Origin of the sequence: Microcoleus sp. B3-D2 (assembly GCF_036705345.1) — a bacterium.
Classification (GTDB): Bacteria; Cyanobacteriota; Cyanobacteriia; order Cyanobacteriales; family Microcoleaceae; genus Microcoleus.
In genome coordinates, this window is sequence record NZ_JAUBUG010000030.1 from 55,771 (window position 1) to 75,599 (window position 19,829).

9 protein-coding genes and 1 pseudogene are annotated in these 19,829 nt (G+C 46.4%); 7 read left to right on the forward strand and 3 right to left on the reverse strand.

Annotated features, from left to right (window positions below):
* Nucleotides 1–451 precede the first annotated feature (451 nt).
* The 3 genes from psbD to QUB14_RS13585 all read left to right on the forward strand — a co-directional run bounded on the left by psbD (nt 452) and on the right by QUB14_RS13585 (nt 7,458).
* The gene (gene psbD / locus QUB14_RS13575) at nt 452–1,510 is read left to right on the forward strand and encodes a photosystem II D2 protein (photosystem q(a) protein) (protein WP_006633757.1); all 1,059 of its coding nucleotides are present in this window, start codon (nt 452–454) and stop codon (nt 1,508–1,510) included.
* Nucleotides 1,511–1,667: 157 nt separating this feature from the next.
* Nucleotides 1,668–3,047 carry a photosystem II reaction center protein CP43 gene (psbC, locus tag QUB14_RS13580; RefSeq protein ID WP_190663611.1) on the forward strand — a complete coding sequence of 460 codons (1,380 nt, stop codon included), beginning with the start codon at nt 1,668–1,670 and terminating at the stop codon, nt 3,045–3,047.
* Between the two features lie 553 nt (nt 3,048–3,600).
* Nucleotides 3,601–7,458, forward strand: coding sequence for a GAF domain-containing protein (locus QUB14_RS13585; RefSeq protein WP_333217564.1), 3,858 nt, complete (start codon nt 3,601–3,603; stop codon nt 7,456–7,458).
* Between the two features lie 813 nt (nt 7,459–8,271).
* On the opposite strand, the gene QUB14_RS13590 is transcribed toward QUB14_RS13585, so the two are convergent.
* The 3 genes and pseudogenes from QUB14_RS13590 to QUB14_RS13600 form a co-directional block, all read right to left on the reverse strand.
* Nucleotides 8,272–14,304: a PAS domain S-box protein gene (locus QUB14_RS13590; protein ID WP_445251841.1), complete on the reverse strand. Its 6,033-nt coding sequence runs from the start codon at nt 14,302–14,304 to the stop codon at nt 8,272–8,274.
* Between the two features lie 227 nt (nt 14,305–14,531).
* The gene (locus QUB14_RS13595; RefSeq protein ID WP_333217566.1) at nt 14,532–15,545 is read right to left on the reverse strand and encodes a PleD family two-component system response regulator; all 1,014 of its coding nucleotides are present in this window, start codon (nt 15,543–15,545) and stop codon (nt 14,532–14,534) included.
* A gap of 537 nt (nt 15,546–16,082) precedes the next feature.
* Nucleotides 16,083–16,261: pseudogene (locus tag QUB14_RS13600) on the reverse strand (IS701 family transposase); the annotation flags it as partial.
* Between the two features lie 157 nt (nt 16,262–16,418).
* Here QUB14_RS13600 and QUB14_RS13605 point away from each other — a divergent pair.
* The 4 genes from QUB14_RS13605 to QUB14_RS13620 all read left to right on the forward strand — a co-directional run bounded on the left by QUB14_RS13605 (nt 16,419) and on the right by QUB14_RS13620 (nt 19,591).
* A complete protein-coding gene (locus QUB14_RS13605) occupies nt 16,419–17,375 on the forward strand; it encodes a hypothetical protein (RefSeq protein ID WP_333217567.1) in 957 nt (318 codons plus the stop codon).
* Nucleotides 17,376–17,475: 100 nt separating this feature from the next.
* Nucleotides 17,476–17,661 (forward strand): PCP reductase family protein, encoded by a 186-nt coding sequence (locus tag QUB14_RS13610; RefSeq protein ID WP_006633749.1) that lies wholly within the window; start codon nt 17,476–17,478, stop codon nt 17,659–17,661.
* Between the two features lie 75 nt (nt 17,662–17,736).
* Nucleotides 17,737–18,462, forward strand: coding sequence for a triose-phosphate isomerase (tpiA, locus tag QUB14_RS13615; RefSeq protein WP_333217570.1), 726 nt, complete (start codon nt 17,737–17,739; stop codon nt 18,460–18,462).
* Nucleotides 18,463–18,652: 190 nt separating this feature from the next.
* On the forward strand, nt 18,653–19,591 hold the full coding sequence (locus QUB14_RS13620) for a formylglycine-generating enzyme family protein (RefSeq protein WP_333217568.1): 939 nt from the start codon (nt 18,653–18,655) through the stop codon (nt 19,589–19,591).
* Nucleotides 19,592–19,829 lie beyond the last annotated feature (238 nt).

Genomic DNA, 19,829 nt, shown 5'->3' on the forward strand with positions numbered 1-19,829 from the left:
AAATTCTGAACTTCTAATATATACTTATGTTAAGTTTAATTAGAAACCTTAGTTTTTTAACAAGCAAAAGGATTTTACCGCAGTCAGGAACTAAGGGCTAAGGCCACTGAGCTTGTAAGAAATTGCAAGCTGTTCTGACCAGACCCCTCGCAAGAGGAGACGTTATTTAGGTCACGACACCGGCGAATGCGACGCCAGTTTTGGGCTCTGTCACCTGCGATTAAACAGTTTTAAAGTCACTGAAACAGTGTCGCAGGTCTAACAAGCCTTTATAACCAGGTCGAGGCGAACATTACCCCGCAAGGGAGACTGAGGCAACCATACCTCATCGGAGGGGCAACCATACCCCTCCAACCCCGAAAGGGGAAAGATTCAAGGCGATTGAAATCGCCGCGTTGTTTTCCTCTCAGGTCGGAAGACACGCTCGTTTCCCACTTACCCAGTTTTTTTTATGACAATCGCAGTCGGACGCGCCCAGACCGAAAGAGGCATCTTTGATGTACTCGACGACTGGCTCAAACGCGATCGCTTCGTCTTCGTAGGCTGGTCTGGCATCCTGCTATTCCCCTGCGCCTACCTAGCCATCGGTGGCTGGTTAACAGGCACCACCTTCGTCACATCCTGGTACACCCACGGTTTGGCAAGTTCCTACCTCGAAGGAGCCAACTTCCTCACCGTAGCAGTCTCCACCCCAGCCAACAGCCTCGGACACTCCCTGCTGTTCCTGTGGGGCCCGGAAGCACAGTGGGACTTTACCCGCTGGTTCCAACTCGGCGGGCTGTGGACATTCGTAGCCCTCCACGGCGCTTTCGCACTTATAGGCTTTTGCCTGCGTCAGATTGAAATCGCCCGTTTGGTAGGCATCCGTCCCTACAACGCCCTAGCATTCACCGGCCCCATCGCCGTGTTTGTTTCGGTGTTCCTGCTTTACCCCTTGGGTCAATCAGGCTGGTTCTTCGCCCCCAGTTTCGGCGTCGCAGCAATTTTCCGCTTTTTGTTATTCCTGCAAGGCTTCCACAACTGGACGCTCAACCCGTTCCACATGATGGGCGTTGCAGGCATCTTGGGCGGCGCGCTGTTGTGCGCTATCCACGGTGCAACCGTAGAAAACACCTTGTTTGAAGACGGCGAAGGCGCAAACACCTTCCGCGCCTTCAACCCAACTCAGTCAGAAGAAACGTACTCGATGGTTACAGCTAACCGCTTTTGGTCGCAAATCTTCGGAATTGCCTTCTCCAACAAGCGCTGGTTGCACTTCTTCATGTTGTTCGTACCTGTCACAGGCTTGTGGATGAGCTCCATTGGCATCGTCGGTTTGGCATTAAACCTGCGCGCCTATGACTTCGTATCACAAGAATTGCGCGCTGCTGAAGATCCTGAGTTTGAAACGTTCTACACTAAGAACATTCTGCTTAACGAAGGCATTCGTGCTTGGATGGCTCCTACGGACCAACCTCATGAAAACTACATCTTCCCTGAAGAAGTTCTGCCTCGCGGTAACGCACTTTAAAAAAATCAGGATTTGGATTTCAGATTAATTTAAGTTTTTTAAACTAATATGAAATCCACATCCCTATTCCCTGGGGCAGGTGCGGTACTCCCGTGCCCTACTAGGGAAACAAAAAAACCCAAAATCCAAAATCTAAAATCGTTGGAGGTTCTACCGCGTGGTAACGCTCTCTAATTCCTACGCAAGCGGTCGCGACCAAGAATCCTCCGGGTTCGCTTGGTGGTCTGGCAACGCTCGTTTAATCAATCTCTCTGGCAAACTGCTGGGCGCACACGTCGCTCACTCTGGTTTGATCGTTTTCTGGGCCGGAGCAATGACTTTGTTTGAAGTCGCTCACTTTATCCCAGAAAAGCCCATGTACGAACAGGGCTTAATCTTGATGCCCCACATCGCTACTTTGGGTTGGGGCGTCGGCCCCGGCGGTGAAGTTACGGATATCTTCCCGTTCTTCGTCGTTGGCGTTCTTCACTTGATTTCATCTGCTGTTCTCGGTTTGGGCGGCATTTATCACGCCGTTCGTGGCCCGGAAATTCTCGAAGAATACTCTTCGTTCTTCGGCTACGACTGGAAAGACAAGAACCAGATGACCAATATCATTGGCTACCACCTGATTCTGTTGGGATGCGGCGCTCTGCTGCTCGTAGCTAAAGCCATGTTCTTCGGCGGTGTCTATGACACTTGGGCTCCGGGCGGCGGCGACGTGCGGGTCATTACTAACCCCACTCTGAATCCGGCTGTGATTTTTGGCTACTTGACTCGCTCTCCTTTTGGTGGCGAAGGCTGGATTGTCAGCGTCAACAACATGGAAGATATCATCGGCGGTCACATCTGGGTTGGCCTGATTTGTATCGCTGGCGGTGTTTGGCACATTTTGACCAAGCCTTTCGGCTGGGCTCGCCGCGCCTTAATCTGGTCTGGCGAAGCTTACCTGTCTTACAGCTTGGGCGCTTTGTCCCTGATGGGATTCATCGCTTGCTGCTTTGTCTGGTTCAACAACACTGCTTACCCCAGCGAATTCTACGGCCCGACGGGCCCGGAAGCTTCTCAAGCGCAAGCTTTGACCTTCCTGATCCGCGACCAACGCTTGGGTGCTAACGTCGGTTCTGCACAAGGCCCCACCGGTCTGGGTAAATACCTGATGCGCTCTCCTACTGGCGAAATCATTTTCGGCGGTGAAACGATGCGTTTCTGGGATTTCCAAGGCCCTTGGTTGGAACCCTTGCGCGGTACTAACGGTTTGGACTTGAACAAAATCAAGAATGACATTCAGCCTTGGCAAGCTCGCCGCGCGGCTGAATACATGACTCACGCTCCTCTGGGTTCTTTGAACTCTGTGGGCGGTGTGGCGACTGAAGTTAACTCGTTTAACTTCACTTCTCCTCGTTCTTGGCTGTCCTGTTTCCACTTTGTGATGGGTTTCTTCTTCTTGGTCGGCCACTTGTGGCACGCTGGTCGCGCTCGCGCGGCTGTCGCTGGCTTTGAGAAGGGTATCGATCGCGAAAATGAACCAGTGCTGTCTATGCCTAATTTGGACTAATCGATCGAATTTATTTCTGATTTGATGGTCTAGTTGAAAAAGGCTCCTGCTTAACGGCAGGAGCTTTTTTTTGAACCCATATCTGGAAAAAGCTGCGGATTGTCGATCGACTGTTCTCCAAGCCCCCTAGCAGCAGATAAAATCCTAGACGTAGAAATCCGGTTTCTGAGTTAACCTTTTGAATTCCATGCTGTTTCTTTCCGTCAGCTCGTTCCTCAGCGAGCTGTTGCATCCAGGACTGAGATATTTCGGTGCGACCTTCATCGGTGGCGGTAAATGACTCTGCAAGTCTTGAAACTTGACAAGTTTAATCCGTTGGGGTAAAGAGCTTGCAAGGCAGGCTCTACAAAGTTTATATTTAAAGTACAAAAGTTTTAATTCCACACAATGGAAAGTTGCAATTTTAAGGCCGATCGCTACAGGTGAAAAACTAATCGACGATCGCCATCAGGATATTTATATTTTATTAAATGGCTGTGCTTGCCGATTTTTTTAACAGGCACAAAAGTTTTGGGCGGCTTACTGTTATTGCTAGGAAAGCAAAAGATTAATAATGGACTCATTAAAGATCGAAAATTTCAAGGCGATGTTCGATCGAGCAAATTTGCTCGATCGCATCGCAAACCGCATTCGCCGCTCTCTAGAACTGCCAGAAATTCTGAGCGCAACAGCAGCGGAAGTTCAATCGTTCTTGGGAACAGACAGAGTAAAAATATACAAGTTTCATAGCGACGGCAGCGGTGAAGTGATTGCCGAATCAATTAACGGCAACCGCTTGCCATCCCTATTGGGACTGCATTTTCCAGCCGACGATATTCCCCCTCACGCCCGCGAACTGTTCGCGCAAGTACAGGTGCGATCGATCGTCGATATAGATTCCGGGCTGCTAGGCCAAAGTCCCCACCGCGACGCGGTTTCCGGTCAACTGCTGCCCGACGAAGTGCGCTTTCGCCCGGTTGACCCCTGCCATGCTGAATACTTGATGGCACTCGGCGTCAAGGCTTGCTTGGTAGTACCAATTTTTCACGGCGAAGAATTATGGGGGTTGTTGGTATCTCACCACTCCGAGTCCCGGAGTGTCGCAGAACACGAACTGCAAGGGGTTCAGATGGTGGCAGATCAGCTAGGCGTCGCCATAGCCCAATCAACCCTCCTCGCCCGAACCCAGGCGAAAGCGATGCGGGAAACTGCCGTCAACCGCGTCGTCGCAGCCCTTAACTCCCAGCCGGCGATGGAACTGCAAGCAGCTTTGGCAGAATCGGTAGCAGCACTAGACGCAGCCGGCGGCAGGCTGTGCATTTTCGCCACACCATTCATTTTCGACAGCAGCAAGGTTACGAGTTTAGTTCCCTATTCGGACAGTTCCACTCAGGCACTCAAAGTCTACACTTGTGGGGAGGGGCCGAAGATGCAAATTTTGGCAAAATACCCCCACCTAGAGCAATACAGCGTCTGGCACGAATATTTTAAATCCGGCGAGCAACAGGTTTGGGCAATTCCCGACTTGTACAAAATTAGCAGTTTGAGAAGCTTGCAACCTGCATTTCGATCGACCAAAATTCGGAGCATTTTAATCGTACCGCTCACAACCCACCAGCAAATATTCGGTTACTTGAGCATTTTTAGAGAAGAATTTGACACCGAAACTCTCTGGGCCAGACAGTTTGATAGTGACGAGCGGCTCGCCCAATCTCGGATATCTTTTGAAGCGTGGAAAGAGTCAAAAACCGCCCAAATTAGCGAATGGAAGGCTGAAGAAATAGAATTAGTACAAACTTTGGGCAGGCACTTTGCTGAGGCAATTAACCGCTACCAACTACACCAACAAATAGACGCACTTAACGCTAATTTAGAAAATCAAGTTCAAGAGCGCACAGCTCAACTGCAGCAGTTGACCCAACAGCAGCGAGTGCTGTTTGAAGTGGTGGCAAAAATGCGGAAATACCTCGACTTGAACAAGATTTTTAGCACGATGTCCCAGGAAGTGCGGCGCGCTTTAAATGCCGATCGAGTTGCGGTTTACCGCTTCGATCCCGCGTCTGAATTTAACGACGGTGAATTCGTTGCCGAAGATGTTTTGCCAGATTTTGTGTCAGCAATGGCAGTCAAAGTACACGATCGCTGCTTTGGAGAAAACTACGCCAATCTCTACTCTCAGGGGCGAGTTCACGCAATGTCGGACATCAGGCAGGCCGGACTGCAAGATTGTTATGAGCAAGTATTGGAACAATTTCAGGTCAAAGCTACTTTAGTTGCACCGATTATGAAAGGCAACGACCTTTGGGGGTTGCTGTGCGTACACCAATGTTCGGCCCCCCGCAACTGGGAATCTTCCGAAATTAAGTTTGCTACCCAAATTTCCGCTCAGCTAAGCATCGCCTTAGAACAAGCAGATTTGCTCGCTCAAACTCAGCAGCAAGCAGTTGAGTTGCAGCGGGCAGCCGAGCAGGAGCGAATACTGTTTGAGGTAGTTGCTAAGATTCGACAATCTCTCGACTTAGATACAATTTTTAGGACGACAACTACAGAATTGCGGCGGATTTTAAATGCAGATAGAGTTGGCATTTATTGCTTCGATCCAAGTTCAGAGTTTAATGAAGGCCAATTTATTATCGAAGATGTTTTGCCAGATTTTCCTTCAGCAATGGATGTGAAAATTCGCGATCGTTGTTTTGGAGAGAACTATGCAAATAAATACAGCCAGGGACGCATTCAAGTGGTGCCAGATATCGAAAGTGCGGGACTCTCCGACTGCCACGCTGCTATTTTAGCTCAATTTCAAATTAGATCTCAGGTGATTATGCCGCTGATGAAAGGCAGCGAACTTTGGGGCTTGCTGTGCGTGCACCAGTGCGGCAGTTCCCGCAATTGGAACAGTTCGGAAATCCAGTTTTCTACGCAAGTAGGCTCTCAGTTGAGCGTAGCATTAGAACAAGCAGATTTGCTTGCTAAAACGCGCCAGCAAACGATCGATTTGCAGGCGGCAGCCGAGCAACAGCGGATACTGTTTGAAGTGGTGGCAAAGATTCGAGAATCTCTCGATATCAACGCAATTTTTAAGACTGCCACCCAAGAAGTTTGTCAGTTTATGCAAGTCGATAGAATTGCTGTCTATCGCTTTAATCCTGATTGGGGTGGCCAATATGTTGCAGAGTTTGTGAAAGATGGCTGGATAAAATTGATAGGGGAAGGTATCAGTACGGTTTGGCAAGATACTTATTTGCAGGAAAACCGAGGTGGTAGGTATGTCAATAATGAAACTCTAGCCGTTGACGATATATATCAAGCTTCCCACTCCGAGTGTGTTGTCGGTATTTTAGAGCAATTCCAAGTGAAGGCTTATGCGATAGCGCCGATTTTTGTAGGACAAGAACTTTGGGGTTTGCTCACAGCATATCAACATTCTGGGCCCCGCTGTTGGGAAAGTTCAGAAGTTAACTTTTTAGCTCAGATTGGCAATCAGTTAGGCGTAGCTATCCAACAAGCCGATTTGCTAGCTCAAACTAGACGCCAAGCAGAACAAATCGCTCAAAGTTTAAAAGATTTGCAGCACACTCAAGCTCAATTGATTCAAACTGAAAAAATGTCTGGTTTGGGGCAACTGGTAGCCGGAATTGCTCACGAAATTAACAATCCGGTTAATTTTATTTACGGCAATCTCAATCACGCTAGTGAATATACTGCTAGCTTAGTGAGTTTGCTGGAACTTTACCAGCAGCAATATCCCGATTCTAGTCCTGAAATAGACAAATTGAGTGAAGATATTGACGTGGAGTTTCTGCTAGAAGATTTGCCAAAATTGCTATCGTCAATGAAGGTGGGATCAGATCGCATCCGTCAAATAGTTCTGTCTTTAAGGAATTTCTCTCGTCTTGACGAAAGTCAAATGAAGGCGGTTGATATTCACGAAGGGATTGACAGCACGCTGTTAATTTTACAGCACAGGCTGAAATCTAATGCGGACAGTACAAACATTGTGCTAGTGAAAGAATACGGCACTTTGCCTTTGGTTGAGTGTTATGTTGGACAGTTGAATCAGGTGTTTATGAATGTAATTGGGAATGCGATCGATGCTTTAGATTCGCACAAGTTGCTCGCTGACCAATCGGTGGCTCCTCAAATTAAAATCTCTACTTCTGTCGGGAAACTTAATGGCACTATTCCTAGCGCGGTGATTCGGATTTCTGACAACGGCACGGGAATTTCGGAATCAATGAGAAAACGCATATTTGACCCTTTTTTCACCACTAAGTCGGTGGGTAAAGGTACAGGATTGGGACTGTCAATTAGTTACCAAATTGTGGTAGAAAAACACGGTGGCGTTTTAAAATGCAATTCGGAATTGGGGAAAGGTACTGAGTTTGCGATCGAGATTCCGCTTCGACAGCAGCCAGCAGTCATTCCTCATTAGTCATTCTTGTAAAATCCCGCCAAGAGTCAACAATCAACAATCACGGACGCTGCAACCAGAATTGATATAATTAATCTGTGTTAGTCTGCCCTCATCTGCGGTTAAAAAAAGAGAATGTATTAACCGCAGATAACAAGGGATTGACGCTGATTCATATCAAATCCGTTAGCATCGGAATAGTAAATTCGAGTTCACTGTTGACTGTTGACTGTTGACTGTTCACTGTCAACAGTCAACAGTCAACAGTCAACAGTCAACAGTCAACATCATTCCGGTGTAACCGGAAATGATATCACGAAGATGAAAAGAAGAGAAATTTGACATCCACCCCGACCTGAAGGTACGGGGATTCCCAAACCTCACGATTTGAATTTCTGCTTCTTCGCAACTGCCTCCACCCTAAAAGAGATTTGGTCTTATGTTCGCTCCACAGACTAACCCCGCAAGCCCTGCGGTTTTTACGTGTCGAATACCAAACGGAATTCTTCTTCGTTTTGATTCTAGGGATGTTTACCATTGCCCTATCCTCTTTTCCCGGTCTACCGATTTTGCTTCGCAGCCAGCACAAGGCTGAACTTCGCTCGTATAGGCTGTTTGATCCATCGTCTCGGGTGGGTCGTTGACCAATTATATTGTAATATAAAGCCGTCCTAAAAGGACGAGGTTTCTACCCAATTTTCTGATGAAAAATTCCGATGCTAACAGGTTTGGAATCAGGCTCGATCGTGCGTATGCGATCGCATAGCCGCCTTGCGGCATCGCCTGTGACAGTTGCCTAAGTCATGATGCCAAAAGATGCCTATTTAATTGATTTCATAGATTAGTTTCGCTCTTTTGTAGTTCTTGTTGGAGAGTATTCTTGACACGATCGTACTCAACTTCGATTTGAGCCAAAAGGCTTGAGGCTCGATCGAGTTCACCCGAGGTACTCATAACTTCTAGCGCGGCACAAAGCTGGGCCAGAGGAGCCGCGCTTAGGTTCGCACTGCTGCCTTTGAGGGTATGAGCGGCTCGGTTTAGGCTTTGAGTATCCGCTTGGGCGATCGCAAATTTCATAGCTTGTAGCAACTTGAGAGATTCCTCCAAGTAGCAGTTCGCCAGCAAGCTCAAAATCTGGGTTGAATCTTCATCGATGCTGCTACAGAAGGCTTGCAGTTCTGTAAGGTTAACCGCTGGCATATCAATTTCTGGCTTGTTGCTATCTGATTCCTGCTTTTGGGCTTGCTGCGGTTCCTGGTTGGGTGGACACTGACTCAGCGCTTGGATGAGAGCCTCTACTCGAATCGGTTTACTGATATAGTCATTCATGCCAGCATCAAGACAAAGCTGGCGATCGCCCTGCATGGCATTTGCCGTCATGGCAATAATTCGGGGACGAGCATGAGCGGGCCACTCCTGGCAAATACGACGGCTGGCTTCTAGTCCATCCATCTCTGGCATTTGTACATCCATCAACACCACATCATAAGGCTGGCGATTCAGGGCTTCCAAGACTTCTAATCCATTGGCAGCAACATCGGCCCGGTATCCCAAACGCTCTAACAGCAGCAGTGCCACCTTCTGATTCACCAGATGATCCTCTGCTAACAGAATTCGCAGTGGGAGTCTCTCGGCCAGTTTCATATCATCCTGAACAGATATAGGGAGCTGTTGTTGAACTTTTTTCGGTTGAGCTTGTAGCACATGGATCAGTATTTGATAGAGCTGGGATTGTTTGATGGGTTTGCTTAAAAAAGCCGCAAAGTGGGTGGAGAGCGCTGAAGAACTCGCTTCTGGGTAGCCCATTGAAGTCAGCAACACTAGGGGTAAACGGTGGTACTTAGGATGCTGGTGGATGGCTGAGGCGAGTGTGAGGCCGTCCATTTGTGGCATTTGCATATCTAAAATAGCCACATCAAACGTTTCTCCACTCTCAAGCCAGTTGAGCGCTTCCACAGCCGATGGGGCAGCCAGACTCTGCATCCCCCAACTCTCTGCTTGCAACGTCAGAATTTGTCGGTTAGTGGGCTGGTCATCCACGATTAATAAACGCTTGCCAGATAGTTCTGGTAGCATTTCCATCGGTTCCGCTAACTCAGTAGCAGCAGCGGATGCCACAATGGTGAAGTAGAAGGTAGAACCCATTGTGACTCGATTAAGCTTAGCGGCTTGCCATTTTGGTGAAGGGGTTCCTCCGACGTGGCCTCGGCTCTCAACCCACATCATGCCGTTCATCATTTCACTAAGTCGCTTACTAATCGCCAGACCTAAACCAGTCCCTCCATACTGCCGAGTCGTCGAAGCATCTACTTGACTAAAAGACTTGAACAGTCGATCGAGCCGGTCTGCTGGAATGCCAATCCCTGTGTCTTGAATGGCAAACTGGATTTCATACCAGCTTTCTGGCAAATTCCCTGGCTCAGAAATCGTTTTGTCAGAATCAACTAGAGAGGCTTCCACGGAAATGGTAACTTCCCCAGTTTCGGTAAACTTAATCGCATTGTTGAGCAAGTTAACTAGAATCTGACGCAGACGGGTGACATCACCCAAAATCAACTTAGGAGTCTGAGGCTGGATCAGGTAGCCCAACTCAATATCCTTCTCATCTGCTTTAACTGCAAGTTGGTCGATCGCACCTTCTATGCAATCTCTCAAGCTCAAGGGATACATTTCTAGCTCCAGCTTGCCCGACTCAATTTTGGAGAAGTCCAGGATGTCGTTGATGATGCTCAGAAGCGCATCCCCACTATTGCGAATCGTCTCGATAAAGTCTCGCTGTTGAGCCTTGAGTTCTGTATCTAGCAGCAGTCCCGTCATGCCAATAACCGCATTCATCGGAGTGCGAATTTCATGGCTCATCATCGCCAGAAATTCACTTTTGGCTCGGTTCGCAGCTTCTGCTTCTCGTCTAGTTTGCTCCAGGGCAAAGTTTTTCAGAGTTAATTCTTCTCGTTGTCGAGTTTCTTGCTCTAGTAATTTGGCTTGAGCTAGGGCAATTCCTACTTGAGCCGCCACTGATTCTAGCAACTCCACTTGATCGGTAGTCCAATGACGGTAGCGCTCGCACTGGTGCAAACAAATGGCACCATTCGGCTCTCCTTGGTAAGAAGTTCGCACTACTAATGTCGATCTCAATTTGAGTCTGGTAAAAATTGAATGAGCAGAGGAGAGCAATGAATCGCAATAGACATCCGGGGAGGCGATCGCTTCATCTTGAGCCATCAACTGTTTTGTATAAGCAGGACTCGCGGCCAGAATGTCATGCTCCCCGCTGGGTGCATATCCGGGTGCTAGATACTCTGCAACGACAGGAAACTGAGGCTGTGGATTGTCCAGGTAAGTGCGAATTAAGCAGCGACTGACCCCAAAAGTTTGCCCAATCTGAATAGCAGCAGTTTCAAATATCTGCTGAGCATTGAGGCTTTGCCGAATTTCTTGGGTAATTTGCTTCAGCAGTAGGGCTTTTTGCAACTGTCGCTGTAGTGCTTCTTCTGCCTGCTTGCGATCGGTAATATCCTTCATGAAGCAGTGATGCCCCACAAAGACATTTTGCTCGTCATAAGCAGAGACCATCACCAGTTGTTTATAGAAGCTAGAGCCATTTTTTCGCATTCCCCTAGCTTCCGCTTCGACTCTGCCGTCTCTCAACATTTGCTCATAAGCAGCCACCATCTTCTCAACATCTTCAGGATGAACGGTGTTTTGCCAGTCCCTCCCTAGCAGTTCTTCAGGCTGATATCCGCAGATGGCAGCATAAGTCACATTGACAGAGATATAGCGTCCTTGAGGGTCAATCCGAGAAATGCCTGCCACGGCATTTTCTAGCGCCGCACTCATTTGTTGCAGTTCCGCTTCGGCTCGTTTGCGATCGCTAATTTCAATTAGAATGCAACCCACTGCTATAGGCTGCTCTGCATCCTTGAAAATGGGAAAGTGAGATACGAGCCAGTGGCGCTTGACACCCGTTTGACTGGATACTTCTGTGCTAATTTCCAAGTTGATAGAAGGTTTTCCAGTTGCTAAAACCTGTTGTAATAGTGGATTCACACCAGCAGCAAATTCTCCCAAAATCTCATCGGTTGTCTTACCTAAGTGAGCCTCCACAGAGTGGCCATTAATTTCAGCTAGTGCCTCATTGATTTGTAAAAATCGAAACTGCCGATCGTGGATACACAGCCCCACCCCTGCTAGGGAAGCTCCTTTAAAGAAAGCATTCAATAATTGCTCTCTGGTGTGAATTTCCTGCTCTAAGTATTTGCGCTCGGTAATATCGCTGTGAGAACCAGTCATACGGACAACTCTGCCCGCTTCATCCGAAAGCGCCTGCCCTCGAGTCAGAATCCACTTGTAGCTCCCATCCTTACAAAGAACTCGATGTTCTGTAATATAAAAGGAAGTTTTGCCCTCAAAGTGATCTTGAATTATTTGCATGACGCAACCGAGATCATCGGGATGCACCCGCTTGCTCCATTCGTCCAGGTGATGGGGAATTTCATGGTCTTCGTAGCCCAACATTTCTTTCCAGCGAGCCGAGAAGAATACTTCATTGGTGTTGACGTTCCAATCCCATACCCCATCATTACTACCACGTAGGGCGAGTTCCCACCGCTCTTCACTCGCTTGCAGAGCGACTTCTGCCTCATGCCGTTCAATTTCACTACCAATCCATTGAGCCATCAGCTTCAGTAATTCCACATGGGCAGATTTAAACCTCTCTGCACGGGGAGATTTACTAGAAAAGCTGAGGGTACTGTAGACTTTGCCTGCAAGTAAAACTCGTGTTCCAATATAAGCTTCCATGCCAAGGGCAAGATAGGCAGGATGGTAACGCCATTTTGAGGTGCCTAGATGTTCGATGGTTAGGGGTTCATTTGTGTCTAAAGCTTCACAGCACAAAGTTTGCTTAATATCAAGGGCATCACCTGGTTTCAGGACTCGATCGGGCGATCGCGCCACCATCACCTCATAAAGATTATCTTGCACGCGAGCCAAGATGCCACTTTCAAGCCCAAAATTCTGACATCCCATGTCAATCAACGCTTGGATGCGCTGCTCAAAATTGAGGCTTTGGGTAGCAGTAACTTCATATAAAGATCGTATCGCCGCTTCTCTTGTTGTTAGTTCAGCTTCGGCTTGTTTACGTCTCTGAATTTCACCTTTGAGAGATCGATTGATTCTGGATAATTTTTGCGTTCGTTCTTGAACCCGCTGTTCTAATGTGGCGTTGACCTGTTTAATCTCCCTAAATTTTTGATTGAGTGCGATCGCCATCAATTGAAAATTTCTAGCAAGCTCATTAATTTCAGTAACATAACTATGTTTCCATTCAAATGTTTCTTCTGAAAGCTTGTTGGGTAAGTCAGTAGTCGCAAGAGCTAAATAGGATAATGGCTTGACCAGTCGTTCGCTAACCAGCGTTGCCAACGAAAATGCCAACATTGTGATGACGAGAAGAATAATCAGATCTATCCTGTAGCGATTTTGTAAATTTTCTACATAGGGAGCTGCTGGAATTTCTAAGCGTAATCTCCAGTTCAACTCAGGGGTAATCGTAAATTCCTGTATATATAGAGAGTTTTTCCAACGGATCATCGGATAGTTGCCCTTGCTAGGAACCCACTGCTGCAAGGTTCCCTCTAAGGTGCGAGTGCTGCCATCTTTTGACTCCTGAACAGTGCTCAAAAGCTTTTGGTCGGATTGATTACTGGCAATCAGTCGGTGGTTTTGATCGAGCAATGTAATGCGTAGTTGCTGATTGTTTTGCTGAAAAATGTATAGAGCTTGGATCTGGCTCAATGCTAATGAAGCGTGGATCAGACCAAGGAAATTACCTTGAACTTGCAGGGGAACATTCAATCCTACATGAGGTTCGTCAATTAATAAGTCGTTGTGGATAGGAGTCATCCAAGGTCTCAACCGCTCTTGAGCCAGGGTAATTAGAGATTTATGTTCGGTGCTTTGTTCAATCAACCGCCGACGTGTTTGATTTAAAGGAGGAGAAGCAGCTAAAACTGTTCCAGATGAATCTGTCACATAAATGTTGTCGAAATCTGGAAACCACTGCTCGATCAGGCTAATGTCTTGTTGCAGTTGATCGGATGATTTAATCGCTTGATTAGCAGCATTGGCCGCTTCAGGAATGAGCGATTTTTCCGCTAATGTATTCAACGCTAAGAGATGTCGCTGATGCCATCTAGATAGACCGCTACTGAGATTCGTCCCGTGTGTTTGTAACTCAGTTTGCACAGTCGTCTGAATTTGAGCGACCAAGTATCTACCATCAATAACTAATAGGAGCAGTCCTGGAATAAAGACAAAAGCAACCAACAGATGAAAAATAGTTTGTTTTAATGAGAGGGCATGGATATTCTTTGAACGACCAACCTGTTTATCAACGGGTGCATAAACAATGATAAAGCTGGCCACTAAGGCATTAAAAATGCCGTTGACTGCTTGTTTGCACATAACTAGCAGGACTTGAGCCGCATCCATGTGCAGCATTTGACCGTAGAAAATCCCAACGAGAGGCATTCCAATTAAGAACCAGTAAATCCCATCAAATAAAAGGAGGTTCGGATGTTTACGTTTGCAAAAAAAACCTACAAACAGAGCCTCAATGACCAAAATAATTGTGGCGTATGGATGATGCCAAAGAATATAAGTATAGCTGCCTGCAATTAGACCAGCCAAGCCTCCCCAGCCCCAGCCGAAATAGTAAGCAATAATCAGTATGGGAATACTGCCAAAGAGGAAATCAACCCCAAAGAAAAGAGACAAACTGAAATAGTTGCCCAGAATACCCGCACCAGTCAGAAGGGCGATCGCACCAAACCATCTTTTATTACGCACTGAGCTAGCCCCTCCCATAAGCTTCTAGAATCGCTTGTTGCTGAATATGACATGATTCCGATAAAAAAAGCGTCATAGAAGCGCTCTCTTTTTCTACTTGACAGTTTCCCTGAAGCTCGCACAACCGATTATTTAGGCTTTCAAGCACCAATCAAGGCTTACTCATCCACGACTTTATCTCTCGCTCAACTTTTTAATAAGGAATTATTGCAAATCACGAGTGGGATAGTTTTTACCCTTATGATTTAACGGTTTAATTCATTAACTGTATAAATTTTGGTACAAAAAGTATTACGACCTTCGGCTTTTGCTTGATAAAGTGCTGCATCGGCAGCAGTAATTAAAGTTTCTGGCAGGATCTCTTGGGTAGGAATCAAACTGGTAATACCGAAGCTGATCGTAATGCAATGATGCGGAGAACTCTTATGGACTATTGCTAACGCCTGGATTTCAGCCTGGATTTTATTAACGACTTGCACGGCTCCCTCAAGCGTTGTGTTGGGTAAAATCACTACAAATTCTTCACCTCCATAACGTGCTACTAAATCTCCAGCTCGATTAATACTGCAATTGAGAGCTGCCGCAACTTGCTTTAAACATAGATCCCCTGCTTGGTGTCCATAAGTATCGTTGTAAGGCTTGAACAAATCGATATCACACAAAATCAGTGACAAAGGAGTTTGCTGTCTCGTCATGCGTCGCCACTCGTGCTCTAGCTGTTGGTCAAACTGACGGCGATTGGCAATCTGAGTCAAACCGTCAATTGACGCTAGGTATTTTAATTGTCGATTGGCGCCCTCTAGCTGCTTGTAAAGTAGGGTTTGTTGCTGTTGCAAGTGGAATTGCTGAATCAAGCGCCGCACTCTCTGTCGCAGAACAGCCCAGTGAATTGGTTTGGTTATATAGTCAGCCGCTCCTGCTGCAAACGCTCGATCGACAGATTCTTTGTCTTCCAAGCTAGTAATCATCAAAATAGGTGGGCGATCGCTCTCAGGCACTTCAGATAATTTTTGACAACAAGCAAAACCATCCATAGTAGGCATCACTGCATCTAGCAGTATCAGGTCTGGATTTAGTTCCTCATAAGCTGCTAGCCCTGTCAGCCCATCACTAGCTTCCACCACTCGGTATTTTTCCTTCTGTAAATACAGTCGAAGTTGCAAACGAATCAAGGCATCGTCATCCACTATGAGAATTAGAGAGGACGGTTCCGTAGATGGGTTAGTAGAAATGGTTGACTCTTCTAATGATTCATACATACGTCATGGTGTATCTTAAGCTGTGGAAACATTCTAGCCTAGCATATTTTGATCTTGGGAGGGAAAGTGAAATTGTGGCAAATATATCAGAAATAATACGCCAGCTAAGCTTCCGCAACAACATCCTAGGTAGCGCCGGGTTTGTTAAACCAACAGCCACAGTCTACTTAAAATTTCTCGCTTTTTTTCGGAGATATAAAGTCTGGTAAGCCGCGCTAATTTGTGTAGGTGTGTAATTATTTTTGGGGGCGTTAAACAGTTTTTACAACGCCGAGCGAGCTTTGACGGACGATCGCCCGTTATCCCTCGAACAATCGCCCGTTCTCCCGCGATCGCCGATCGGATAATATGCTATATTTCTCAACTTAATTCAGGCTTTTTCAGGTGCATCAAATTCCTACCTCATCTTTGAGCGATCGCCCGCTTTATTTTTGGGGAATACATCTGATGGTCACACGATCGCGTATAGCTTCGCCCTTAGTTGAACGTTTGTTCGCACTAGGAAGCTCTGACTGCAAAATGGCGTAAGCTTTGTTAAGAAACATCTACAGCGTTCTGCGCGAGCTGGGATAGGTTTTTTCTCTTTTTTCTCCCAATAATCCCCCCAGATAGTGTCTAAACTCCTGTCTTTGGGCTTGAGTGGGGAACACATCGTCAAAGCGTTGGCACCATCTTTCAAAGCATGGGGGCATGGATGTCCAAACTGTTTCTCTCATCAGATTCCATCAGGAAAGAGACTAGCCTAAAAACCTTACCCTATATATATTAGCTCTATTTATCGCTCAATTTTTGGCTAAAGTCCCGCTATCAAAAACAGAAGCTATACTATAATCACTTGGAAACAATAAGTTAAGTTGATGGAGGTCACTTACTATGGGAGTAGCACTGTCGGATGTTTCTCAAAGCTTTCAAAAAACGAAAGAATTTTTGACAGAAAAAGTCGGAAAAGCAGTTAATTCGGTTTTACAAGCAACCGCAGAAGCTAAATCTTCTCTCTCCGAATCTGCGAATCAGGCAAAAGAAGCTCTCACTCAAACTACGAATTCTGCCGTTAATACTGTTAATCAAGCTACGACGAACAATGCTTTAGGTACTGTAGCGGAGACAACCGAAAAAGCGAGGATTTCTATATCTGAAGTCGCGAATCAAGCCGTTAGTCGCGTCAGTGAAACTACCAACAAAGCTGTTGATGCTGTTTCTCACTCTGCGGCCACTGCTAAAGAAACTATTAATCAAACTACTAACTCGGTCGTCAATACTCTGAATCCAAGCACTAGCCAAGCTTTAGAGAGTGTAACTCAAGCTACAGAAAAGGCTAAGGCTTCATTAGAAGATAGCCTTCAAAAGGCAGGAATTATCAGCGATGCCACTTCCAATGCCCTTCAAAGTGCTATCGATGGTATGTTTAAAAATTGGATGGATTCGCACCCTGTAGTGTTCTGGTTGGTGAGTCACCCGCTGATATCTTTAGCAATGTTGCTACTATTTATATTCATTATCTTGGGTTTCTTACAGGCTTTAGGTAACTTTTTTGCAAAAGGATGGTTATTTATTCTGCAAATCCCTTTAAAATTTATGCAAGGGGTTTTGAGTCTCGCCTCTAAATCTGTAAGTAATCTGGGTGGAGTGGTTGTAAACTCATTGGTTTCAAAGAATCCCAAAGACAAAAATAATTCAGCTTTACAATTGAGGGGAGTTGAATCAAACAGTTTGGAGTCTCAGGAACGAATTGCTAATATTTTGACAAGGTTGGAGGCAATTCGACAAGAGCAGAATCAGCTTTTACAAGAAGCCTCTGCTATTTTAAGCAACAAAATTAAGGCAGAGTGAGAAGGTGTGGCCCGATCGCAATTCGTGGTAAATTTAATACATCCAGGCTTTCCATCAAAGCCAGATCCATGAAGGCTTGTAGTCGATCGTTCAATACGCCATGCCCGATTCCGAATTTTCCGATGATTTAAAATGGACGCCAGAAGCCAAGGCGAAGCTGAAAAATATTCCCTATTTTGTCCGGGGACAAGCTCGCGTCCGCATCGAGCAGTTGGCCCGCGAAGCCGAAACCGAAGTCGTCACCGTTGACTTAGTTGAGCAAGCTCGCATTGAGTTTGGGCAATAAGGGCTCGAAATGTACGCTAAAGCTTTAAACTATAAGTTGCCTGATTTTGATGTTCACAGAGCTACTGAGTCACCCGTGCGGAAAATAGTTATTGCTGGCAACTGGAAAATGTACAAAACTAGGGCTGAATCCCTAGAGTTTCTTCAAGGATTCATGTCCTGCCTGACCGAAACCCCAGAGGAACGGGAAGTCGTGCTTTGCGTTCCCTTTACCTCCTTGGCTGTCCTCTCGAAAAATTTGCACGGCAGCCGGATCAGACTCGGTGCTCAGAACGTCCACTGGCAAGAGTCAGGAGCTTTTACTGGGGAAATTTCCGGACCAATGCTCAGTGAACTTGGTGTCCGTTATGTCATCATCGGTCACAGTGAGCGGCGCCAATATTTTGGGGAAACTGACGAAACGGTGAATTTGCGGCTGAAAGCTGCTCAGAAATACGATTTAATTCCGATTCTGTGCGTTGGGGAAACCAAGCAGCAGCGAGATGCAGGCGAAACTGAAGCTCACATTTTTTCTCAATTGGAAAAAGATTTGGTTGGTGTTGACCAAAATAAGTTAGTCATTGCTTACGAGCCGATTTGGGCGATCGGCACTGGCGATACTTGCGAAACGAAGGAAGCTAACCGAGTTATTGGTTTGATTCGCAGTAAATTGACTAATCCAGACGTGCCAATTCAGTACGGCGGCTCTGTTAAACCGGAGAATATTGATGAAGTTATGGCGATGCCTGAGATTGACGGGGTTTTGGTAGGCGGTGCTAGTTTGGAAGCTGCGAGTTTCTCGCGCATTGTCAATTATCAGTAATAGGTAATTGCTAATTGGTACTTGCTAATTGGTGGTTGTACCGGGAGTTTTGATGTTGAGAAATAACAATCTCTACCAGTTACCCGAAAATCTTTCTGTACCAGTTGATGATGGGGCAACTAACCACCTTTTGGGATTGCAACTTCCTTTAATTTAGTTAGAAAGTGTGCTTCCTCCTCACCCAACAGCCATGAAAGAGCTTCATAATGCAGCGCAATGGGCTACGGCAAGCAAGGCTCGACAAGACGAGATTGTCAATGCCCTTGTTTGGCAACTCAATGGCTTTGAAGTGGCTGATGCGAAAACATATACTTCAGAGCAGCCCATCCGTATCTTCTCTATACGCGAAAAAGCAACAGGTATTGTGTTTATCCTGATTCCTGGTGGCACCTTCATGATGGGATTTGATGACACCCAGAAGCAGGCACTGGTCGCGCTTGGCAGACAAGTAATAAAAGACGATGAACAAGATGTAGTAGATATTATTGATGACAGCTTCATCAACAGTAACTTTTGGCATCCTGTTCATCCGGTACACCTTGCTCCCTTTCTCTTGGCGCGTTTTCCCTTGCGCTGGAGCGAAGCCAATGAGTTGATTTCCGTTGACGAGAGCAACTTCTTATACAGAGATTATTTGAACGGGCCGCCCATGCCTAATGCAGAGGTAGCATATCTATCTATCGAGGAAGTAGAAGCCTTGTTACAAGCCTCTGGACACGTTCTTCCCTCAGAATCGCAGTGGGAATATGCTTGCCGTGCAGGAAGTACAACACTGTTTTTCTGGGGGAACGATTTGTCAAACCTTTACTTAGTAGAAAATTTCAACAATAAAGCTGCCAACGATGCCGCCAGCAACCGCTTTGGCTTGGTGAACATGGGATTTCACGGCGACATCTGTGCAGACATTTGGCACGACAACTATGAAGGCGCTCCCTCAGATGGCTCACCTTGGCTTAGTGGGAAGAGTAGTAATGGCGAGCGCGTTGTGCGGGGTGGTGCAGCAGTTGTCTATCCTTGGCAGGGATGCTACGAATGGCTGAGTATGCTTTCTGCCGTTCGCTCTGGCTCCGGTGCTTGCGAAGAACTTGGTGTCAATGTGCGTCTGGCACATCTGCTGCCCATGCTCTAACTGATCGGAATAATAATTTGGATGATGTCAGTGCAAGCTTAAGAGCTCGCTACCCAAATCGCGAGGGGGACGCTCACACTACATAATTCCAATGCCAACGGATTTGATAAGTAGGTCGGCGAGAAAAAACAAAACTATGTTAAGATACATAAATAAAACTCTAAGTAGGTCGGCGAGAAAAAACAAAACTATGTTAAGATACATAAATAAAACTCTAGCTCTAGTGGGGTAACTAATA

Coding starts and splice junctions, on each gene's coding strand:
- QUB14_RS13605 (WP_333217567.1), top strand. CDS start 16,419: ATGGGAGTAGCACTGTCGGATGTTTCTCAAAGCTTTCAAAAAACGAAA.
- QUB14_RS13590 (WP_445251841.1), bottom strand. CDS start 14,304: ATGGGAGGGGCTAGCTCAGTGCGTAATAAAAGATGGTTTGGTGCGATC.
- QUB14_RS13595 (WP_333217566.1), bottom strand. CDS start 15,545: ATGTATGAATCATTAGAAGAGTCAACCATTTCTACTAACCCATCTACG.
- psbD (WP_006633757.1), top strand. CDS start 452: ATGACAATCGCAGTCGGACGCGCCCAGACCGAAAGAGGCATCTTTGAT.
- QUB14_RS13610 (WP_006633749.1), top strand. CDS start 17,476: ATGCCCGATTCCGAATTTTCCGATGATTTAAAATGGACGCCAGAAGCC.
- QUB14_RS13620 (WP_333217568.1), top strand. CDS start 18,653: ATGAAAGAGCTTCATAATGCAGCGCAATGGGCTACGGCAAGCAAGGCT.
- QUB14_RS13585 (WP_333217564.1), top strand. CDS start 3,601: ATGGACTCATTAAAGATCGAAAATTTCAAGGCGATGTTCGATCGAGCA.